Annotated in this window: 17 protein-coding genes and 4 tRNA genes; 6 read left to right on the forward strand and 15 right to left on the reverse strand. The window is 67.2% G+C overall.

All coding sequences use genetic code 11. The annotated features are described in order from the left end of the window. Positions 1 to 49: 49 nt before the first annotated feature. The 5 genes from RZA67_RS11840 to RZA67_RS11860 all read right to left on the reverse strand — a co-directional run bounded on the left by RZA67_RS11840 (position 50) and on the right by RZA67_RS11860 (position 8192). Positions 50 to 3175: an efflux RND transporter permease subunit gene (locus RZA67_RS11840; RefSeq protein WP_317212941.1), complete on the reverse strand. Its 3126-nt coding sequence runs from the start codon at positions 3173 to 3175 to the stop codon at positions 50 to 52. Continuing rightward, positions 3172 to 4275, reverse strand: a complete 1104-nt coding sequence (locus RZA67_RS11845; RefSeq protein WP_317212942.1) for an efflux RND transporter periplasmic adaptor subunit — start codon at positions 4273 to 4275, stop codon at positions 3172 to 3174. Before RZA67_RS11845 ends, RZA67_RS11840 begins: the two co-directional genes overlap by 4 nt. 233 nt (positions 4276 to 4508) lie before the next feature. Further along, positions 4509 to 6581, reverse strand: a complete 2073-nt coding sequence (locus RZA67_RS11850; RefSeq protein WP_317212943.1) for a TonB-dependent copper receptor — start codon at positions 6579 to 6581, stop codon at positions 4509 to 4511. A 71-nt stretch (positions 6582 to 6652) separates the two neighbouring features. Next, a complete protein-coding gene (locus tag RZA67_RS11855; RefSeq protein ID WP_317212944.1) occupies positions 6653 to 7039 on the reverse strand; it encodes a DUF2946 family protein in 387 nt (128 codons plus the stop codon). 169 nt (positions 7040 to 7208) lie between these two features. Further along, positions 7209 to 8192 (reverse strand): LysR family transcriptional regulator, encoded by a 984-nt coding sequence (locus tag RZA67_RS11860; protein ID WP_317212945.1) that lies wholly within the window; start codon positions 8190 to 8192, stop codon positions 7209 to 7211. A gap of 204 nt (positions 8193 to 8396) precedes the next feature. On the opposite strand from RZA67_RS11860, the gene cysK reads away from it, so the two are divergent. Together cysK and RZA67_RS11870 are read left to right on the forward strand one after the other, a co-directional pair. Further along, complete coding sequence (gene cysK / locus RZA67_RS11865) at positions 8397 to 9356, forward strand: cysteine synthase A (protein WP_317212946.1); 960 nt, start codon at positions 8397 to 8399, stop codon at positions 9354 to 9356. A 199-nt stretch (positions 9357 to 9555) separates the two neighbouring features. Then, positions 9556 to 10155, forward strand: a complete 600-nt coding sequence (locus RZA67_RS11870; RefSeq protein ID WP_317212947.1) for an O-acetyl-ADP-ribose deacetylase — start codon at positions 9556 to 9558, stop codon at positions 10153 to 10155. Positions 10156 to 10253: 98 nt separating this feature from the next. Here RZA67_RS11870 and RZA67_RS11875 read toward each other — a convergent pair. From RZA67_RS11875 to RZA67_RS11895, 5 genes are all read right to left on the reverse strand, one after another. Further along, positions 10254 to 10329: transfer RNA gene (locus RZA67_RS11875), tRNA-Lys, on the reverse strand. Between the two features lie 80 nt (positions 10330 to 10409). Continuing rightward, positions 10410 to 10486, reverse strand: a tRNA-His gene (locus tag RZA67_RS11880). Positions 10487 to 10596: 110 nt separating this feature from the next. Then, entirely contained in the window at positions 10597 to 11034 is a 438-nt protein-coding gene (locus RZA67_RS11885; RefSeq protein WP_317212948.1) for a BLUF domain-containing protein, read from the reverse strand. A gap of 214 nt (positions 11035 to 11248) precedes the next feature. After that, positions 11249 to 11325: transfer RNA gene (locus tag RZA67_RS11890), tRNA-Arg, on the reverse strand. A gap of 40 nt (positions 11326 to 11365) precedes the next feature. Continuing rightward, a tRNA-Pro gene (locus RZA67_RS11895) sits at positions 11366 to 11442 on the reverse strand. A 176-nt stretch (positions 11443 to 11618) separates the two neighbouring features. Between RZA67_RS11895 and RZA67_RS11900 the strand changes: the two genes are divergently transcribed. After that, positions 11619 to 12377 (forward strand): Bax inhibitor-1/YccA family protein, encoded by a 759-nt coding sequence (locus RZA67_RS11900; protein WP_317212949.1) that lies wholly within the window; start codon positions 11619 to 11621, stop codon positions 12375 to 12377. A gap of 52 nt (positions 12378 to 12429) precedes the next feature. On the opposite strand, the gene RZA67_RS11905 is transcribed toward RZA67_RS11900, so the two are convergent. The 5 genes from RZA67_RS11905 to grxC all read right to left on the reverse strand — a co-directional run bounded on the left by RZA67_RS11905 (position 12430) and on the right by grxC (position 16075). Then, positions 12430 to 13323, reverse strand: coding sequence for a LysR family transcriptional regulator (locus RZA67_RS11905; RefSeq protein ID WP_317212950.1), 894 nt, complete (start codon positions 13321 to 13323; stop codon positions 12430 to 12432). Between the two features lie 48 nt (positions 13324 to 13371). Next, a complete protein-coding gene (locus tag RZA67_RS11910) occupies positions 13372 to 14052 on the reverse strand; it encodes a cysteine hydrolase (protein WP_317212951.1) in 681 nt (226 codons plus the stop codon). Between the two features lie 175 nt (positions 14053 to 14227). Beyond that, on the reverse strand, positions 14228 to 15232 hold the full coding sequence (locus tag RZA67_RS11915; RefSeq protein WP_317212952.1) for an isocitrate dehydrogenase: 1005 nt from the start codon (positions 15230 to 15232) through the stop codon (positions 14228 to 14230). Positions 15233 to 15383: 151 nt separating this feature from the next. Continuing rightward, entirely contained in the window at positions 15384 to 15779 is a 396-nt protein-coding gene (locus RZA67_RS11920) for a carboxymuconolactone decarboxylase family protein (RefSeq protein ID WP_317212953.1), read from the reverse strand. Then, a complete protein-coding gene (grxC, locus tag RZA67_RS11925; RefSeq protein ID WP_317212954.1) occupies positions 15776 to 16075 on the reverse strand; it encodes a glutaredoxin 3 in 300 nt (99 codons plus the stop codon). The genes RZA67_RS11920 and grxC overlap by 4 nt, the downstream gene beginning before the upstream one ends. A 107-nt stretch (positions 16076 to 16182) precedes the next feature. Between grxC and RZA67_RS11930 the strand changes: the two genes are divergently transcribed. The 3 genes from RZA67_RS11930 (at position 16183) to phoR (ending at position 20109) form a co-directional block, all read left to right on the forward strand. After that, entirely contained in the window at positions 16183 to 17859 is a 1677-nt protein-coding gene (locus RZA67_RS11930) for a M48 family metalloprotease (protein WP_317212955.1), read from the forward strand. 110 nt (positions 17860 to 17969) lie between these two features. After that, positions 17970 to 18659, forward strand: coding sequence for a phosphate regulon transcriptional regulator PhoB (phoB, locus tag RZA67_RS11935; protein WP_317212956.1), 690 nt, complete (start codon positions 17970 to 17972; stop codon positions 18657 to 18659). Between the two features lie 121 nt (positions 18660 to 18780). Continuing rightward, positions 18781 to 20109 carry a phosphate regulon sensor histidine kinase PhoR gene (phoR, locus tag RZA67_RS11940; protein WP_317212957.1) on the forward strand — a complete coding sequence of 443 codons (1329 nt, stop codon included), beginning with the start codon at positions 18781 to 18783 and terminating at the stop codon, positions 20107 to 20109. Positions 20110 to 20113: the final 4 nt, after the last annotated feature.

The following is a 20113-nucleotide window of genomic DNA, read 5'->3' on the forward strand; positions in this document are numbered from 1 at the left end:
ACGGACCGGACAAAGCAGCGGGGCAGAGCCCCGCTCTACCGCGCGGTGGTCAGGCGTGGCCGCCGACCGAGGGCGTATCGCGCTCCTGCTGCTCCAACTGGCGCTTGACCGTCTCCGGCGAACGCGTATAGGGCGCCAGACGCGCATAGAACGCCGGCACCACGAACAGCGACAGGAAAGTCGACAGAGTGACGCCGAAGATCACCACCACACCGATGGTGCCACGGCTGGCCGAGCCCGGCCCGCCGGCCACCACCAGCGGCACCGCACCAACCACGGTGGCGATGGAGGTCATCAGGATCGGCCGCAGGCGCACCTGTGCCGACTCGATGATCGCCTCGCGCACACTGCGCCCGTCATCGCGCAGCTGGTTGGCGAACTCGACGATCAGGATGCCGTTCTTGGCCGCCAGGCCGACCAGCATCACGATGCCGATCTGGCTGAACAGGTTGACCGTGCCGCCGCTCACCCACAGCCCCACCAGTGCGCCGAGCACGCCCAGCGGTACGGTGAGCATGATCGTCAGCGGATGGATGAAGCTCTCGAACTGGGCGGCGAGCACGAGATAGACCACCAGCAGGGCCATCGCGAAGGTCAGCAGCACGGCGCTGCCCGAGCTCTGGTACTCGCGCGACTCGCCTTTCCAGTTGATCTGCGCATGCTGCGGCAGCTCTTCGGCCACCACCTGCTGGGCCCAGGCAATGGCTTCACCCAGCGGATAGCCCGGTGCCAGCCCGGCGCTGATGGTGATCGAGCGCAGCCGGTTGAAGCGGTTGAGGGTACCGGCCTCGGCCACCTCGCTGAGCGTGACCAGGTTGGACAGCGGCACCAGCTCGCCGCCGCTGGCGCGCACCCGGATGGCGGCCAGGTCGGCCGGCGTGGCACGGCCGTCGCGGCCGGCCTGCACCAGCACGTCGTATTCCTCGCCGTTGTCCACGAAGGTGGTCACGCGGCGGGAGCCCATCATGGTCTCCAGCGCCGAGCCGATCGCGGTGACCGATACGCCCAGGTCCGCAGCGCGCTGCCGGTCGATGTTGACCCGCATCTGCGGGCGGGTCTCCTTGTAGTCCGAGTCGGCGCCGACCAGACCGGGGTTGTCGGCGATGCGCAGCAGGATGCGGTCGCGCCATTGCGCGATCTCTGCATACTCCGGCCCACCCAGCACGATCTGGAACGGCTGACCGCCACCGCGCACCAGGCCGCCGCCGACCTGCGTACGCACGCGCACGCCGCTGAGGGTGTCCAGTTCCTTCTGCAGCTGGTTGGCGACGTCCGGCGTGGACTCGCTGCGCTGGCGCCAAGGCTGCAGGAACACGCTCACGCGACCGGTATGCATCTCCTCGCTGGCGCCCCACCCACCGGGTACGCGCGGGTTGGCGCGCACGATCGGCTTGTCCTCGCCAACGTGCGGGGCCAGCAGCGCCTCGACCTGCTGCACCTGACCCACGGTGTAATCGTAGCCTGCCCCTTCCGGGCCATCGATGACGATCTGGAACGAGCCACGGTCTTCGGCTGGCGCCAGTTCCGAGGGCAGGCTGCGGATCAGCAGCCAGCTGGCCAGCAGGGTCAGCACCATCACCACCAGGTAGATCCAGGTACGGTCGACATGGCGGTCCAGCACCCGCGCATAGCCGCCTGCCACCCGCTCCAGGCTGCGGTTGATCCACCCGTGCAGGCCGCGCGGCGGCTGCCCGGTGTGTGGCTTGAGCAGCTTGGAGGCCATCATCGGGGTCAAGGTCAGCGCCACAAACGCCGACAACGCCACGGCGGCTGCCAAGGCCACTGCCAACTCGCGGAACAGGCGGCCGGTATTGCCTTCCAGGAAGCCTACCGGCAGGAACACCGCCACCAGCACCGCAGTGGTGGCGATCACCGCGAATGCCACCTGGGTGGTGCCACGTTTGGAGGCCACCAGCGGTGGCTCGCCCAGATCGATGCGGCGCTGCACGTTCTCCACCACCACGATGGCGTCGTCCACCACCAGGCCGATACACAGCACCAGCGCCAGCAGGGTCAGCAGGTTGATCGAAAAATCGAAGGCGTACAGCGCGATGAAGGCGGCCACCAGACAGACCGGCACGGTCACCGCAGGAATCAGGGCTGCGCGGAAGCTGCCAAGGAACAGCCAGATCACCGCCAGCACCAGGATCATCGCCTCCACCAGCGTGGCGTAGACGCGGTCCACGGCCGCTTCGATGAAGGTGGTGTTGTCGAAGGTGACGAAGATATGGGTGCCGTCGGGCAGCGTCGGTGCGATGCGCTCGGCCTCGGCCCGCGCGGCACGCGCCACATCCAGCGAGTTGGCGGTGGAGGTCTTGACGATACCCAGACCGATACCCGGCTCGCCGTTGCTGCGGAAGTAGGCGCGCCGCTCGGCCGAGGCCAGTTCGATGCGTGCCACGTCGCCCAGCCGCACGACGTAGCCATCATTGCCCTTGCCCAGCGGAATGGTGGCGAAGTCTTCCGGTTTCACGTAGTTGCGCTCCACCCGCAGGGTGAAGTCGCGGTCGGCCGACTCGATGCGGCCGGCCGGCAGTTCCACGTTCTCGTTGCGCAGCGCGCTTTCCACGTCTCCTGTGGTCAGCCCACGCGCGGCCAGCTGGTCACGGTCCAGCCAGACCCGCATGGCGTAGCGCTGGCGGCCACCGATGCGCACCTGCGCCACGCCGTCCAGGCTGGAGAAGCGATCCACCACGTAACGGTCGGCGTAGTCACTCAGCGCCAGGGTGTCCATCGTCGAGGAGGACATGTTGAACCAGATGATCGCATCGGCATCGCTCTCGACCTTGGCGATTTCCGGCGGCCGTGCCTCCTCGGGCATGCGGTCGGCCACCCGGCTGACCGCATCGCGCACATCGTTGGCAGCGGCCTCGATATCACGGTTGGAGGTGAACTCGATGCTTACCTGCGCGCGCCCGTTGGTACTGCGCGCGTTGATCATGTCGATGCCTTCGATGCCGGCCAGCGCATCTTCGAGCACCTGGGTGATGCGGCTCTCGATCACCGCAGCCGAGGCACCGGTGTAATCCACCGATACCGAGACGATCGGCGGATCGATCGCCGGCAGCTCACGCAGGGTCAGCCGGGTGAAGGACATCACGCCCAGCACCAGCAGCAGCAGACTCATCACCACGGCAAACACCGGCCGCTGGATGGAGATGTCGGAGAGCTTCATCCGGCGTTGCCTTCCACGCCCGGCAGCGGGAGCGCTTCGGGCTCAGGCGCCTTGATCGGCTGCACCTCGCTGGCCGCCACCTTCAGGCCCGGGCGCAGCTTGCCGGTGCCATCCACCACGATGCGGTCGCCGCTGGACAGGCCGCGGGTGATCTCCACCGCGCCCGCGCGCCGGGCACCGGTGACCACGTCCACCCGCTCGACCGTGCTGTCCGGCTTGAGCGTGTAGACGAAGGACTCGCGGCCGACCTGGACCACGGCGATCTCCGGAATCACCAGCGCCTGGCGTTCCGGGCGGAACAGGCGCACTTCCAGCAGCATGCCTGGACGCAGCGCGTGGTCGCGGTTGTCGAAGTCGGCGCGCACGGTGACGGCCCGCGACAGCGGGTCGATCCGCGCATCGATGGTGCTCACCCGGCCCTCGAACGTGCGGCCCGGCCACGCCACGCTGGTGGCATCGACGCGGTTGCCGACATCCATCGCGGCAAACTCGGCTTCTGGCACCTGGAAATCCACATGCATGCGCTCGATGTCGTCGAGGGTGGCGATGGCCGTGGTCGGGGTGACCAGCGAGCCCGGACTGACCTGGCGGATGCCCAGCATTCCGGCAAACGGTGCCCGCACACGGCGGTCGCCGATGTCCGACTGCATTTCCGCCACACGCGCTTCGGCCGCGTCGCGGATCGCCTTCTGGCTGTCCAGCGTCGCGCTGGAGACCAGCCGCTGCTGGGCCAGCTCGCGCTGGCGCCGGTAAAGCTGGTCGGCTTCGGCGAAGGTGGCCTGGGCCTGCGACAAGGCCGCTTCCTGGGCCTGGCCGCGCAGCGTCACCAGTGGCGCGCCGGCGGCGACCTGCTGGCCGCTCTCGAAGTGCACCTTCTCGATGATCTCGCTGACCTTGGCGGTCACAGTGATCGATTCGCGCGCACGCGCCGTGCCCAGCGCGAGCAGGGTATCGCTCCAGGCGGTGGGTTCGACCACCTGGCTGGTCACCGGCACATCAGTACCGGCGGCACGGGCGCTCTGGGCCGGCCCCCGGTTGCAACCGGACACCAGAACCAGAGCCAGGCCCACGAGGGTGCCAGCGGCGATACGTCGCAACATGGAAAGTCCTGCCTCTTGCATGACCGGCGAGTGTAGGGGGCACGGCGCGAAGGCCGTATGTGCCAAGCGTTTACTCTTCGGCACGGACCCTCCGGTGGCAAGCGAAAGCCTTTCCATGCAAGGGTTTGCCGGGGATGTCGGCATGTGTCGCTTTGTGTCCCCGGGCCAGCTGCGACAACCCGCACAGGCCAGTGCGCCGGGACCTTGCGTCCAGGCGCACCAGCCGCGCCCCGTCAGTAGCGGTAATCCAGCTTCAGCCAGGCGGTCCTGCCCGGCTCGGCAATGCGCACCGGCTCGGCCGGAAAACCGAAATCGGCGCTGCCGGCCAGATTGAGGTGTTCGCTGTAGTAGCGGTCGAACACGTTGTCCACGCCTGCGCTGACGCGCAGCGCAGGTGTGACCCGGTAGGCCGCATTCAGGGCCAGCGTGGCAAAACCGGCGCTGGGCCCCAGGTCGCGTGCCACGACATTGCCCTGCCCCAGCGCTACCCAATGCTGCGCGGTCACCCCGCGCAGCAATGCCCCGGCGCTCCAGTCCTGCCCCTGCCATTCCAGATTCAGCCGGGCCTCCAGCGGTGGCATCTGTGGCAAGGGGCGCCCGGTGTCGCGGTTCTCGCCCCAGGCATAGGCCAGACTGCCGCCCAGCAACCATTGCTCGGCCATCTGCCAGCTGGCGCCCGCCTCGGCGCCGGCAATGCGCGCCTGCACGTTGTCAGCCTGGCTGGTGCTGCCCATCATGCCGCCGTCGCGGTAGGTGAACAGGATGTAGTCATCGAGACGGCCGGCATAGGCCGAGACCCATGCCTGCAGTTGCGCGGTGCGGAACTGCAGGCCGATGTCGAGCTGGGTCGTACGCTCCGGCGCGATGGCGGTGAACGCGTTCACCGCCCCCTGCGGCCCCTGGTTGGGGGAGAACAGCTCCCAGTAATCGGGCATGCGCGCACTCCGGCCGAGCCCGGCGTACCAGGTCAGCCCGCCCTGCAGGTCACGCTCATGACGCACGAACCCGCTGCCCAGCCATTGCTGGCGACGTGCATCGAAGCTCGGGTTGGGCATGGCCATCATGCCGCTCCCAAGGTTGCGACGCAGATCGTGAACGCGCGCGCGGTCGATGCGCAGGCCGCTGATCCAGCGCTTGCCGGTGTCGGCACCGAGCGTCATTTCGCTGAAGACGCCTTGCCGCCGGAACTGCGCATCGGTGGTTTTCGGCAGCGCCCGGTAGGCATCGCGGCCCATGGCATTGCGGCCGCGATGGCGGCTGTCCTCGGCATCCACGCCGGCCACGACGGCGACGTCCTGCCACCGCCATTCGGCGCTGACGCGACCACCGCGCGTGCGCCGGTCGACGTTGGACGCCATCGGCATCGGCATGCTGCTGGCCGGGTTTGGCGTGCGCAGCGTGTAGTTGTCCATCACGTGGTCGGCGACGTTGTCATACACGTTGGCGTCGATACGGTCCCATGCACCCGGCAGGCCGCGCTTTTCAAACCGTGCTGCATAGCTGGTGCGCTTGAACATGGCACCGTCCATCCCGCGTCCGGCGTATCGGGCAATCGCATCGCCCGCGCCTGCCGAGATTTCCAGCAACGTGTGCGGATCGGGTGTCCAGCCCACGGCGACGTCACCGTTCCACTTGCGCCACTTCGACGGCACGACCTGGCCGCGGCCATCGTGATAGTCGCCGGACTCGGAGCGGTTGCCGCTGGCGCGCACATAGCCTTGCGGCATACCGCCGGTGAGATCCAGCACCTGGTCATTGCGGTTCCGCGAACCCACCAATGCGCTGCCCTCGGCGCGCAGGCCCGCCGTGTCGAAGCGTGGCGTGTCGCGTTCGAAGCGGATGGTACCGGCCGACGCGCCCGCACCCCAGCGCACACTCTGTGGACCCTTGATGATGGTCAAGCGGTCGTAGGTTTCCGGGGAGATATAGGACAGCGGATTGTCCATCCGCGCGGGACACGCCCCGATGAGGTTGCCGTCGTTGCTGAGGATGTTCAGGCGTGAACCGAACATGCCGCGCAGTACCGGATCGCCGTTGGTGCCGCCGTTGCGGACGGCGGCAAAGCCGGGGACCGTTTTGAGATAGTCGGCGCCATCGCTGGCCGGCACCGGTTGCCGCGGCAGACGCGGATCGGTGACCCAGTGCAGGGCGGAGCGGGGAGCGGCGGCAGTGACCACCAGGGTGTCCAGGGTATGCGCATCGTCGTGGGAAGGGGCCTGGGCGTGAGCGGGCTGGGCCAGGACAGCCAGGGCGAGGCAGGCCGGCAGGCGCGCCAACGCGCCCGCAGCGGGGGAAATCCGGTTCATTGCAGAACTCCAGTCGTGCGCACAGCAGCGATCGCCTTGCGAAGATCGCACTGTAGAAAGAGGCGGATAAATCAGCGCAGTACGTGGAGCGGCGGCGGTCCACGGGCGCCATGTGCCGGCCAGCACAGCCCTGCCGGTGTCGCCGATGAACGATGGCAGCGGGGCCGTGGACGCCATACCAGACGCGCCAGCAGCAGGACGCAGGCGGCCAGCCACGGCAGCAGCCGGGTGGCCAGCACGCAGTACTCGCACGCCTCGCCGTGCAGGGCGTGCGGATCGGCCGGTGCTGACGCAGGCGCGGTTGCCGCCTCGGCGTGGTGCACGTGCGGGCCCTGTTCCGATGCAGGGGCGGCGTGCGGTTGCAGGACCCGGCTGACCAGCGGCGCAAGCACCATCAGCAGCGTCGCCACCAGGGCGAGCTGACCGATCCAGCGGTGCGGGCGGCGGCGACGAGTCACCCGTCCAGTCTAGAGAGCAGACCCTCCAGGATCCTGCGACGAACCGTCGCAGGCGCAGCCCGTGCGCGTGGCTTCAGCGCCTGGCGGGTGACGACCATTGGTCGTCACGCCCCGGCTCCCGGTAGGTGACGACCGTTGGTCGTCACGCTTCGGCCCGGTCCACCCACCCTCAGGAAGTAATCGTCTGGGTCAGCGACTCCCAGGTAGGGGGCAGTGGCCAGTTGGCCTGCTGGTTGCCGTCAAGAACGCGTCGCAGGTCGCGCGGGTCAATCTGCGGAGCAAGCACGTGCACCAGCTCCAGCGCGTAATCGCGCAGCACACGATCACGCGGCAGCACCGCCCAGGCCACGCACTCTGCGATCGGCTCGGGGGCCACCCACGCGCGCAGATCGTGGTCGGCCGCACTCACCGCCATCTCGGCCAGCAGCCCAACGCCGAGGCCGGTGCGTACGTAGGTCTTGATCAGGTCCGCGTCCAGGGCGGTCAAGGCGATATCCGGTACCAGCCCCGACGCGGCAAACGCACGCTGCAGCGACGAGCCGCTGCGGGTCGACGACTCATAGCTGACCAGCGGCTGCCGGGCCAGCGCGGCCAGGTCCGGCGCGCGCCCGGCGCGGTCCAGCGGGTGTCCCTTCGGCACCAGCACCAGACGTCGCCAGCGGAACAGCGGCACGGCGATGCCCGCACTGGGCTCGGCACCGGCGGTGCTGATCACCGCGATGTCCGCATCCCCCTGGCTGAGCAGGTCCAGCGCATCGCTCTCTGCGGCCTGCTGCAGGTGCACGCTGACCTGCGGATAGGTGTGCTTGATCCGCGCCACCGCCGGCGGCAGTACGAAGCGGGCCTGGGTGTGGGTGGTGGTGAGCACCAGCTGCCCCTGGCTTTCGCGGCGCTGGTTTGCCGCATAGGTGCGGATGTTGTTGGCTTCGGCCAGCACAGCGCGCGCGCGGCTGATCACTTCCACGCCGGCCGGGGTAACCGTCTCCAGACTGCGCCCCTTGCGCACGAACAACAGAAAGCCAAGCTCGTCCTCCAGCTGTTTCAGCTGCTTGGACAGGCCAGGCTGGGTGGCATGCACGCGTGACGCGGCCAGCGTGATGTTCAGCTCGGCGTCGGCGATGGCAACCAGATAGCGCAGCTGGGTCAGCGTCATGGGAAGGCAGGGCGCGTGGGGCGGAAGGCCCACTCTAGGTCATGTGCCGTCACCAGCTTATAACCAAACGTTGTCTATCAAGGGAATCTGGTCATTTCCGGCGTTCATATGCCGGCGCTACGGTCAGCCGGCAAAGGCTGGCCTGATGACCAGCCCTCCCCTTCTGCCCGCCGCGCGCCGGCGCGGCCTCACCGGAGCGCCCCCATGGCCCTGTACGACTCCATCCTGGACACCATCGGCAACACCCCCATCGTCAAGCTGCAGCGACTGGCCCCGCCGGAGGTGAGCCTGTATGCCAAGGTGGAATCCTTCAACCCCGGTGGCTCGGTCAAGGACCGCCTCGCCCTGGCCATCATCCTCGACGCGGAAAAGCGCGGCGTGCTCAAACCTGGCGACACCATCGTCGAAGCCACCTCGGGCAACACCGGGGTGGCACTGGCCATGGTGGCCGCCGCACGCGGCTACAAGTTCGTCGCAACGATGGTGGAGACGTTCTCCGTCGAACGACGCAAACTCATGCGCGCCTATGGTGCCAAGGTCATCCTCACCCCTGCTGCCGAGCGCGGCAGCGGCATGGTGCGCAAGGCACGCGAACTGGCCCAGGCCCACGGGTGGTTCCTGGCCAGCCAGTTTGCCAACCCGGCCAACCCCGCCTACCACCGCAGCACCACCGCGGCCGAGATCCTGCGCGACTTCGCCGGCAGGCGTCTGGACTATTTCGTCAGCGGCTGGGGTACCGGCGGCACCCTGACCGGCGTGGGCGAAATGCTCAAACTGGCCCGTCCGCAGACCCGCATCATCGCCACCGAACCGGCCGGCGCAGCATTGCTCAAGGGCGAGGACTGGAAGCCACACAAGATTCAGGGCTGGACGCCGGATTTCGTTCCGGAGGTGCTCAACCGCGAGGTCGTGGATGAGCTGCTGACCGTCGATGACGAGACGGCCATCGCCACTGCGCGTCGCCTTGCTGCCGATGAGGGTCTTTTTGTCGGTATTTCCGCTGGCGCGACCTTGGCCAGCGCGCTGGAGGTGGCCCAGCGGGCCGAGCCGGGCTCGGTGCTGCTGGCGATGTTGCCTGATACCGGCGAGCGTTACTTCTCTACGCCGTTGTTCGCGGACGTCAATGAAGGCTCCGATGACGAGTGGCTGGCCGGTCTGCCCTGACCCGCCGCTGCCTGCAGCAGCCCCGGAACGCCCGCGCCTGCCGCGGGCGTTCGCATGTGAGGACCATGCGCAATGGCGGTTCACCCGGCGTTCGCAGCATGTGAGACCGTCATGACGCAGCATGCATGCGCGGTCCGCTACGGTGCCGCAATCGCCCCGCACGCGTCGTGCGGTCCCACCAGAGCAAGGAGACGGACGCATGAAGATCGAAGTTTGGCAGGGTGACATCACGACCCTGGCGGTGGATGCGATCGTCAATGCGGCAAACGAGAGCCTGCTCGGCGGCGGTGGCGTGGACGGCGCCATCCATCGCGCCGCAGGCCCGGCGCTGCTTGCCGAATGCCAGGCCCTGCCCGAGGTGCGTCCCGGCGTGCGCTGTCCGACCGGCGAGGTGATCGCCACCGCTGCCCATGGCCTGCCTGCCGCGCATGTACTGCATACCGTCGGCCCGGTCTGGCAGGGTGGCCTGCGGCATGAGCCGGAACTGCTGGCCAACTGCTACTGGAAATCCCTGCAGCTGGCCGAGAAACTCGGCGCGCATTCAATCGCCTTTCCGGCCATCAGTTGTGGCGTGTTTGGTTATCCGCTGCAACAGGCTGCACGCATCGCAGCGACCGAGACACTGGCCTGGCAGCGCAGCCACCGGCACCCGCAGCGGATCATCCTGGTCGCCTTCAACGCGGCAACGCGGAAGGCCTACGAACAGGCGCTCTGCAACGCAGGTCAGGAATCCTCCCCGCCGAGTGTTCAGGGGTTCGACTTTGCCAGCTGGGCAAGCCCCGCACTGCGCACAGCCTGAGGGCCGCGCTGGCGTCCGGCACTACTGGACGCCAAGGCCCGTCACACGTAGAAAACAGGCAAGAAAAAAGCCACCGGCGTGTGCTGGTGGCTTCTGTCTGGTGGGCCGTCAAGGATTCGAACCTTGGACCTATTGATTAAGAGTCAACTGCTCTACCAACTGAGCTAACGGCCCCGAAAACTAGACGAATAATGTAGCGTGTTCTTCGTCTTCCTGCAACACCTCCATCGCAGCGCGATGAGGGTCTGAATCAATGGGGTGGCTGAGGGGATTCGAACCCCCGACCACCGGAATCACAATCCGGTACTCTAACCAACTGAGCTACAGCCACCACTGAAACCTGTCAGCAACCTCCCGCGAGGGGAGAAATGCTGTTCGCCGTAGCGAGTCCGATATTCTTATGGAGTGCCGGAAGAAATGCAAGCATTTCTTCACGACGCTTCACTGCGTGCCTGCCAGATGCAGTGCGCGGTGCTGTTCCACCACCCGCAGCAGCTGATCGGTCGGCGTCGCCCCCTTCTCGGTACCCAAGCGCGCGAAGTCCTGCCAGTCAGCGAGCGCCAGCTGGTTGAGCAGCAGGCTGTCCACGGTGATGCGGTGCATTGCCCACGCCGGCAACAGCCGCTGCGGCATGTGCCCGTGTATCAGCTCAACCATGTTGGTATGGCTGCGTGCACTGCGCACGCGATCCAGCACCGCCTTGAAACCATCGTCGGGGCCTTCGAAATACTGAACGAAGCGCTGGCCATCAAACAGCAGCACCCCGGTCACCCCGGCCAGGCGGTTGAAATACGTCGCATCGGCGGTGATCTCATCCACCTTCTCAAGCGGCACACCCTCAACGAGCGTGCTGGCGTAAACGACTGCCTTGATCGGCACGGCTGCCCTCCAAACACGACACACCTTGTCGTGCAACAATATTAACTTCGTTCAGTTTTGTGAGTTACGCTTTATTTCTGAACAATTCATTTTCCGTGGCGCGGCGATGGAACATGCGTCCTGGACCGACGTCGAACGACGGACATGCGTCGCAGCCAACGTGACTCGCGTCGAGCGAAGGAGGGGAGGAAGACGAAACGGACGCGATGCGCGATGGCGCGCCCGACAGGAATCGAACCTGTAACCGCCGGCTTAGAAGGCCGGTGCTCTATCCAGTTGAGCTACGGGCGCTCGAACCGGATTGCGACCAATGCCGACGCGAACGGTGGATTGGTCGGGGTAGAGGGATTCGAACCCCCGACATCCTGCTCCCAAAGCAGGCGCGCTACCAGACTGCGCTATACCCCGGTGTTTCGTCCTGGCGGCAGCGGAGGCCGCAAGGGTCGAGCATTGTCGCCGCCCCTGGCGCGCAGGTCAATCTGAATATGCGACACGCGGCCGCGCCGGCCCCCTCACCCGGCATCCGTTATGCTCTGGAGCGGCAGGCCAGATGGCCCTTCTTCCTTTCTGTACGGAGAATGCAGATGCGCAGTGGCAACCCGGCTCTTTCCGAGTCCACCTTCCTCGATCTGGGCAGCGGCAGTGTCGTTGCCCGCCCCGACCAGGCCATGACCCTCAACGGCACGGTCAACAAGACCGGGCTTCTGCTGTTGCTGGCCGTGCTCACCGCCGCCTACGCCTGGAGCCAGGCCATCGCGCCGGACGGCAGCATGACGCCGGCCGGCTCCCTGTATGCCATCGGCGGCGCCATCGGCGGGTTGGTGCTGGCGCTGGTCACGGTGTTCAAGAAGACCTGGTCACCGGTCACCGCGCCGATGTACGCGCTGGTCGAAGGCTTGTTCCTGGGCGCCATCTCGGCGATGTTCGAAGCCCGCTTCCCGGGCATCGTCTTCCAGGCCGTGCTGGCCACCTTCGGCACGCTGGTGGCGATGCTGCTGGCCTACCGCACCGGCATGATCAAGGCGACCGAGAACTTCAAGCTGGGTGTGTTCGCCGCCACCGGCGGTATCGCCCTGCTCTACCTGGTGTCGTTCGTGCTGAGCTTCTTCGGCATCAATGTGCCGATGATCCACGACTCGGGCTGGCTGGGCATCGCCTTCAGCGTCTTCGTGGTCGTGGTCGCCGCCCTGAATCTGGTGCTGGATTTTGATTTCATCGAAACCGGCGTCGAGCGCGGTGCACCCAAGTACATGGAGTGGTACGGCGCTTTCGGGCTGATGGTCACCCTGGTGTGGCTGTATGTCGAGTTCCTGCGGCTGCTGTCGAAGATCCAGCAGCGCTGAGGCAGGCGGAGGCCTGCCGCATCACGCGGCAGGCCGCGCATCGGACCTGGGGTCACCCGGCATAATGGGCCTGCAGATGGTCTACCAGCGCGCGCACCTTGGGGGCCAGCGCGCGGGCATGCGGGTACAGTGCGAAATACTGCCGGTGCCCGGCATGCCAGGCCGGCAGTACGCGTACCAGGCGGCCACTACGCAGGTCTTCCTGCACGGTCAGTGCGGTGAACAGGCTGATGCCCATGCCTGCCTGCACGGCAGCATGCAGTGCAGGCGTTGAATCCACGCATAGCCTCGGGCCGGGCGTCACGCTGGCCCTGGCACCGCGCGGCCCGTGCAGCGTCCAGTCCGGTGCCGGCCCACCCTTGGGGCTGAAGCCGAGCAGCTGGTGGCGTTCCAGCTGGGCGGGACTGCGCGGCAGCCCGTGCTGCCCCAAGTAGGCCGGTGTGGCCACCATGATGCGCTCGCACTGGGCCAACGGCCGGGCCACCAGTTGACTGTCCGGCAAGGTCGCCGCAATGCGCAGTGCCATGTCGAACCCGCCGCCGACCACATCCACCAGCTGGTCATCGGCACTGAGGTCGATGGCCACCTGCGGGTACTGCGCAAGAAAACCGGGCAGCCAGTAAGGCAGCTCCTGACTTGCCACCACCTGCGGCACGCTCAACCGCACCGTGCCACTGGGCACCGCCTGCGCAGCACGGGCGCGGTTGTCGGCCAGTTCGAGGCGGTCCAGCAGCGCCACCGCCTCCTGGTAGTAGCGGGCACCGGCCTCGGTCAGCGAGCTGCGTCGGCTGTTGCGGTCCAGCAGCCGCACCTGCAGGTGTTCCTCAAGCTGGCGCAGCTGCCGCGACACGGCCGAATGGGTCGTGCCCAGACGCTCGGCGGCAGCGGTGAAGCTGCCTGCTTCGACGATGCAGCGTAATGCCCGCAGCGCTGCGAAATGGTCCATCGTTGGCCGGCTCACGTGGGCCCGCCACATGCGGGCGTCGTCAGCTTATCAGGCCGCGGCCACGTCCACGCGCACGGGCAGGGCCAGCAGCTGGGCGGTGGACAGCACTTCGGCGTAGGTGTCCTCCAGTGTCGCCAGGCTGGCCGCATGCAGGGTGCGATGGTCGATGCGGCTGCCATCGGCCAGGTCCAGGTCACGGCTGGCCACGGCATCGCCCACCACGATCACGCGGTAGCCACGCGGCGCGGCGGCGGCATCGCGGGCGGCGCCGGATACACAGGCGTGGGTCTGCAGGCCGGTGATGATCAGGGTATCGATGCCGTGCGCAGTCAGCGCCGCGTCGATGGCCGCTGCCGAAGCGCCGGCGAACACGCTGACATTGTCCTTCTCGACCACCGCCTCACCGTCACGCGGCTGCATCTGCGGATGGAACGCTGCCTGGCTGCTGCCGGCAGCGAACAGCGGAGCACCGGCAGGCAGCACGTGGGCGAGATGGATGACCGGCATGCCGTGGCGATCGGCAAACTCGAGCACCCGGCGCGTCTGCTGCAGGGCAGCTTCGCCATCGGGAATGACCATGCGGCCGCCAGGATGGCCGATGGCCGGATTGGCGGCGAAGTACTCGTTCTGGAAGTCGATCACCAGCACCGCGGTGCGCGCGGGCTGCAGCGCGGTGGTCAGGGGGGCACCGGCCATGTGCCGGATGGTGGGGTGGGATGCAGAGGTCATCAGCGCGGGTCCGGTTCTGGAAGGGAAGGCCAGCTTGCGCCCCGGCCTGCACCGGAACCAGCCAGCCCGTGTCACAGAGGCTGTGCGTTTCCAGCACAGACCGCCGCCCTCGCCGCCAAACGAAACAGGGCGCCCGAGGGCGCCCTGTGGGGATCCAGCCGTCCGCGCCGCCGGCTTACAGGCGGCTGGCGATGGCCTTGGCAAAGCCCATGGTGTTGCCGGTGCCGCCCAGGTCGCCGGTCAGCGAGTCCTTGGCTTCAAGCGTAGCGACAATGGCCTTGCGCAGACGTTCGGCGTTGTCCGGCTGGCCGATATGGTCCAGCATCTGCGCCGCTGCCAGCAGCAGCGCGCACGGATTGGCCTTGCCCTGCCCGGCGATGTCCGGCGCGGTGCCGTGCACAGCCTCGAAGATCGCCGCGTCCTTGCCGATGTTCGCGCCCGGGGCCAGACCCAGGCCGCCTACCAGACCGGCGCACAGGTCGGAGATGATGTCGCCGAACAGGTTGGTGGTGACGATCACGTCGAACTGTTCCGGACGCATCACCAGCTGCATGCAGCAGTTGTCGACGATCATTTCCTGGAACTCGATGTCCGGATACTCGGCGGCGATTTCACGGGCGACGTTCAGGAACAGGCCCGAGGTTGACTTGATGATGTTCGCCTTGTGTACGGCCGTCACCTTCTTCCGGCCAGTGCTGCGGGCCAGTTCGAAGGCATAGCGCACGATACGGTCCGAGCCCTTGCGGGTGATGCGGGTGCCCGAGAAGGCGGTCTCACCGTCAGCGGAGACTTCCTGACCCTCGGCCAGATAGGCACCTTCGGTGTTTTCACGCACCGTGATCAGGTTGACCTTGTCAAAGCGCGACTTCGTGTTCGGGAACGTGTGCGCCGGGCGGACATTGGCATACAGGTCGAAGTGGCGGCGCAGGCTGACGTTGATCGAGGTGAAACCACCACCGACCGGCGTGGTCAGGGGGCTCTTCAGTGCCACCTTGTTGCGGGCGATCGACTCCAGCGTCACCGCCGGCATCAGGTCGCCGTGCTTTTCCAGCGCGGCCAGGCCGGCGTCAGCGTCTTCGTACTCCAGGCCGGCATTGAGCTGGTCGAGCACGAACAGGGTGGCGTCCATGATCTCCGGGCCGATGCCGTCGCCGCGGATGACCGTGATTTTCTGCGTCATTGATCCAATTCCGAACAGGGGAAAAAACGCCGTCCGGGGGTGTCCGGTGCACCGGCGCATGGGAAGTTTCACCAGCAATTATGCCCTACCCGGCCCCATACCCCAACTCAGCCATTGGTAGTGCCGGGCTCTGCCCGGCACCGTCACGACCTCAATGTTCGTGCACCGCCGGCGCTTCCGCCCCGCCTTCCAGCTGGTCCAGGAAGTCCACTGCCCGACGCAGGTGCGGAATGACGATCGAACCACCGACCACCAGCCCGACCGAGAACGTCTCGAAAAACTCCTCGCGGCTGACCCCCGCTTCCCTGCACTGGGCCACGTGGTAGCTGATGCAGTCGTCGCAGCGCAACACCAGCGAGGCAACCAGGCCCAGCAGCTCCTTGGTCTTCACATCCAGCGCGCCGGCCTGGTAGGTCTGCGTGTCCAGCGCGAAGAAGCGCCGTACCACCTGGTTGGGCTCGGACAGGATCCGCTCGTTCATGCGTTTGCGGAATGCGGTGAACTCGGCGATGCGGTCACCCCCGCCCTGCTCGTCGGCCGTGCTCATGCCGGGTCCTTCCCGGCCAGCAGCGGCTCCAGCCGGCCTTCGCGGTGCATCGCCATCATGTCGTCGTAGCCACCCACATGGACGTCACCAACGAAGATCTGCGGCACGCTGGTGCGACGGGTCCGGGCCATCATCTTCTCGCGCTCGACCGGGTCCAGGTCGATGCGCACCTCGGTCCATTGCTGGCCCTTGCTCTTGAGGAAGTTCTTGGCGGCCACACAGTACGGGCAGACGGCGGTGGAATAGATGGTGATGGCCGGCGACGTACCACCGGCGGATGAATCAATCTGGCTCATGGGAAACTCCACGACGTAACGACGGTCTGTATATGGTACCGGTGCGCTGGCAATTCCATGTCGCCACCGCAACACTGTGAACCACCTGCTGGCCCAGCCTGCCCCGCATGCCGCCCGCCCCTGTTCCGAGGAACCGTCGCTTGCGTACCCTGCTGCTCACCGCCGCACTCACCCTGGCCCTGGCTGCACCGCTGGCCCACGCCCAGGATGGCCTGCCTGACATCGGTTCTTCGGCCGGCGAACTGCTGACCCCCGCCCGTCAGGCCGAGTACGGCGCGATGATGCAGCGCGAGCTGCGCAACTACGGCTACCTGCTTGACGACCCGCTGGTGGACGACTGGCTGCAGACCATGGGCACCCGGCTCGGCTCCAACAGCGCCCAGCCGCGCCAGCCCTACACCTTCTTCATGCTCAAGGACCGGCAGATCAACGCCTTTGCCACCCTGGGCGGATTCATCGGCGTCAACGCCGGCCTGGTGCTCACCGTCGAGCGCGAAGATGAGGTGGCCGCAGTGCTGTCCCACGAAATCGCCCACGTCACCCAGCAGCATGTACTGCGGGGTGTCGAGCGCGCGCAGCGCGACCAGATTCCGATCCTGCTGGGCATGCTGGCCGCCGTCGTGGCGGCGCAGCAGGCCGGCGGCAGTTCCAGCGGCGATGCCACCGCGGCGGCCATCACCTCGGGCATGGGCCTGATGCAGCAGCGCCAGATCAACTACACCCGCTCCAATGAATCCGAAGCCGACCGTCTGGGCATCCGAACACTGGCGCGCAGCGGCTATGACGTGGATGCGATGGCCGGCTTCTTCGAGCGGATGTCGGCGGCCATGCGCGGCAACGAGGGCGGCTACAGCACGCCCGATTTCCTGCGCACGCATCCGGTCAACACCACGCGCATCAGCGAGGCCAAGTCACGCGCCGAGCAGATGAAGAAAGACACGGTGCTGCTGACCACCCAGGTCCCCGGCGGCGTGCGCCAGGAGCGCGTGAATCCTGCCGATCCGGCCCTGTCCGAGCCATTGTCGCGTCGCGGCAACCCGCTGCTGCCATTGTCGCTGCAGGTTCCGCTGGGCCAGCTCAGCCGCGGCCCCAGCGGCAACTTCGACTGGGCGCGCGAACGCCTGCGCGTGCTCAGTGCCACCACACCGGCCGAGCTGACCCGCGAGTACCAGGGTCTGGCGCGCAGCCAGCCACAGGGACTCACCCCTGCCCAGCGTTACGGTGCCGCGCTGGCCGAGCTGCGTACTGGTACCAGCGGCGCCGCCTCGGCCGCCCGGGAGCTGGCCACGCTTCTGGAGGCCAACCCGGACAACCTGTGGATCGCCCTGGCGCTGGGCGAGGCCGAGTCACGGTCCGGGCAGCCGGCCAAGGCCAATGCCCGCTTCGAGCAGTTGCTGCACGCGCGGCCGGGCAACCGGCCAGTGGCCCTGACCTACGCCCAGATCCTCAACGAGCAGGGAGGCCGCAGCGCCGGCGAGCGCGCGCAGGCGATGCTGCGCCCGCTGCTGTCACAAAGCGGCAATGATCCGGTCTTCCAGCAACGCTTTGCGCGCGCCAGTGAGCTGGCCGGCGATACCAACCGCGCCAGCGAGGCGTACGCGGAGGCCGCCTTCCTCAACGGTCGCCCCGAGCAGGCCCTGATGCAGCTGCAGGCGCTGAAACGACGGCCGGATATCGACTATGTGACACGTGCCCGCGTGGACGCCCGCATCGAGGCCATCACCCCGAGCGTGCTGGAGCTGCGCCGGCAGGGCATCAACGACCCGGAGCTGCGTCGCCGCTGACACCGCGCCGTGCCCGCTGCCCGCCGCAGCGCCAGGCACGTCACAAACCTGTCATCAAACCGTAGTCTACTGGGCTCATTCCGAAACCCGACAAGCCATACGGTGGGCACGTGCAGAAACGCATCCTGATCGTCGACGACGAACCCGCGATCCGCGAAATGGTGGCCTTCGCGCTGCGCAAGGGCGACTATGAGCCGATCCATGCCGGCGACGCACGCGAGGCGCAGACCGCCATCGCCGACCGCGTCCCGGACCTGATCCTGCTGGACTGGATGCTGCCGGGCACCAGTGGCCTGGAGCTGGCGCGGCGCTGGCGCAAGGAAACCCTCACCCGCGAAGTGCCGATCATCATGCTTACTGCCCGCGGCGAGGAAAACGACCGCGTGGGTGGTCTCGAGGCCGGCGTGGACGACTACGTGGTCAAGCCGTTCTCCGCGCGCGAGCTGCTGGCCCGCATCCGTGCCGTCATGCGCCGTGCGCGGGACGATGATGAGGACGGAAGTGTGTCCGTTGGCAGCATCCGCATCGATGGCGCCGCACACCGCGTCTTCGCCAACGACCAGCCGGTGCCGATCGGCCCCACCGAGTACCGCCTGCTGCATTTCTTCATGACCCACCCCGAGCGCGTGTACACCCGTGCGCAATTGCTGGATCACGTCTGGGGCGGCAGCGTCTACGTGGAGGAGCGCACCATCGATGTGCACATCCGCCGCCTGCGCAAGACGCTGGAACCGTTTGCCGCCGAAAACATGGTGCAGACCGTGCGCGGTGCCGGTTACCGCTTCTCCACCGCGACCTGAGCAGCGGGTGCGGCGCTGCTGATCCTGCTGACAGGAACGCCCGCAGGCGGGCGTTCCTTGCAACTCTGCTATAACCCAAGGGTGCCCCCGGGCGGGGCTCCGCACCACTTCCGGAAACGCAATGCCACGCCACATCCGTTCTGCCTGGTTCAAGACCCTGGCCTCGCTGGCCATGGTGCTGCTGCTGGCGGTCGCCGCAGGCAGCCTGCTGGGCCAGCCGTGGATGGCTGTGGCCTTGGCCGCCATCGCCGCGCTGGCATGGCACTACTGGCGTCTGCGCCGGGTGTTGCGCCGGCTCACCGCGCGGCAGCGCTGGGACACCGAGGAAGGGGCCGGCGTCTGGAACGAACTGGACCGTCTGCTGTTCCGCAACCAGGTGGAGATGCGCGTACGCAAACGGCGCCTGCTGGACATGTTGCGCAGTTATCGCGCCGCCGCTGCCGCGCTGCCCGATGCGGTGGTGGTGCTGGACCGCAACAGCCAGCGCGTGCAGTGGTTCAACGAGGCGGCCACCACCCTGCTCGGCCTGCACCATCCCGGTGACCTCGGCCAGGCATTGGCTGCGCGCCTGCAACCGATGCCGTTGGCGCACTGGCTGGCCGGGGGGCGTAATGCCGAGCCGATCCTGGACGTTGCCTCGCCCGTCGACCCGGCAATCCGCCTCAACCTGCGGCTGATTCCGTACTCTGCCGACCACTGGCTGCTGATCGCGCGCGACGTCACCAAGCTGCTGCGTCTGGAGCAGGTGCGGCGTGATTTCGTGGCCAACGTGTCGCATGAGCTGCGTACCCCGTTGACCGTGGTGCACGGTTATCTGGACATGATGGACCCGGAGGATTTCCCGGGCACCGGGCCGATGCTGGAGGAGATGCGCAAGCAGAGCCAGCGCATGGCCCAGCTGGTGGAAGACCTGCTGACCCTGTCGCGGCTGGAATCGCAGGAGCACACCGAGGAAGAAAGCGTGGCGATGAGGCCGATGCTGGACACCCTGCGGCGCGAAGCCGAAGCACACAGCCAGGGCCGCCATCAGATCAGCGTCGAGGACCTGGCCGGGGTGGACCTGCTCGGTTCGACCAAGGAGCTGCACAGTGCCTTCTCCAACCTGGTCACCAATGCGGTGCGCTATACCCCGGCCGGCGGCAGCATCAGCGTGCAGTTCCGTCCTGAGGAAACCGGGGTGGTGCTGGTGGTACGTGACAGTGGTTACGGCATTCCTGCCCATCACCTGCCACGGCTGACCGAGCGTTTCTACCGGGTGTCCAGCAGCCGTTCGCGCGAGAGCGGCGGCACCGGTCTGGGCCTGTCCATCGTCAAGCATATTCTCAGCCTGCACCAGGCCCGCCTGGAGATCCAGAGCGAGGTCGGCAAGGGCTCGACGTTCGCCTGCCATTTCGATGCCGACCACGTGCGCAGGCGCGAGGCGGTTCCCCTGACCCACGCAGAAGACTGACGCC

The organism is Stenotrophomonas sp. C3(2023) (genome assembly GCF_032911385.1).
Lineage (GTDB): Bacteria > Pseudomonadota > Gammaproteobacteria > Xanthomonadales > Xanthomonadaceae > Stenotrophomonas.

What these genes read in the sequence shown, in the direction of transcription:
- RZA67_RS11860 (WP_317212945.1), bottom strand. Translation starts at nt 8,192, where the DNA reads ATGACGCTGACCCAGCTGCGCTATCTGGTTGCCATCGCCGACGCCGAG.
- RZA67_RS11900 (WP_317212949.1), top strand. Translation starts at nt 11,619, where the DNA reads ATGCGCAGTGGCAACCCGGCTCTTTCCGAGTCCACCTTCCTCGATCTG.
- RZA67_RS11920 (WP_317212953.1), bottom strand. Translation starts at nt 15,779, where the DNA reads ATGAGCACGGCCGACGAGCAGGGCGGGGGTGACCGCATCGCCGAGTTC.
- RZA67_RS11910 (WP_317212951.1), bottom strand. Translation starts at nt 14,052, where the DNA reads ATGACCTCTGCATCCCACCCCACCATCCGGCACATGGCCGGTGCCCCC.
- grxC (WP_317212954.1), bottom strand. Translation starts at nt 16,075, where the DNA reads ATGAGCCAGATTGATTCATCCGCCGGTGGTACGTCGCCGGCCATCACC.
- cysK (WP_317212946.1), top strand. Translation starts at nt 8,397, where the DNA reads ATGGCCCTGTACGACTCCATCCTGGACACCATCGGCAACACCCCCATC.
- RZA67_RS11870 (WP_317212947.1), top strand. Translation starts at nt 9,556, where the DNA reads ATGAAGATCGAAGTTTGGCAGGGTGACATCACGACCCTGGCGGTGGAT.
- RZA67_RS11840 (WP_317212941.1), bottom strand. Translation starts at nt 3,175, where the DNA reads ATGAAGCTCTCCGACATCTCCATCCAGCGGCCGGTGTTTGCCGTGGTG.
- phoR (WP_317212957.1), top strand. Translation starts at nt 18,781, where the DNA reads ATGCCACGCCACATCCGTTCTGCCTGGTTCAAGACCCTGGCCTCGCTG.
- RZA67_RS11905 (WP_317212950.1), bottom strand. Translation starts at nt 13,323, where the DNA reads ATGGACCATTTCGCAGCGCTGCGGGCATTACGCTGCATCGTCGAAGCA.
- RZA67_RS11930 (WP_317212955.1), top strand. Translation starts at nt 16,183, where the DNA reads ATGCCGCCCGCCCCTGTTCCGAGGAACCGTCGCTTGCGTACCCTGCTG.
- RZA67_RS11845 (WP_317212942.1), bottom strand. Translation starts at nt 4,275, where the DNA reads ATGTTGCGACGTATCGCCGCTGGCACCCTCGTGGGCCTGGCTCTGGTT.
- RZA67_RS11850 (WP_317212943.1), bottom strand. Translation starts at nt 6,581, where the DNA reads ATGAACCGGATTTCCCCCGCTGCGGGCGCGTTGGCGCGCCTGCCGGCC.
- RZA67_RS11915 (WP_317212952.1), bottom strand. Translation starts at nt 15,232, where the DNA reads ATGACGCAGAAAATCACGGTCATCCGCGGCGACGGCATCGGCCCGGAG.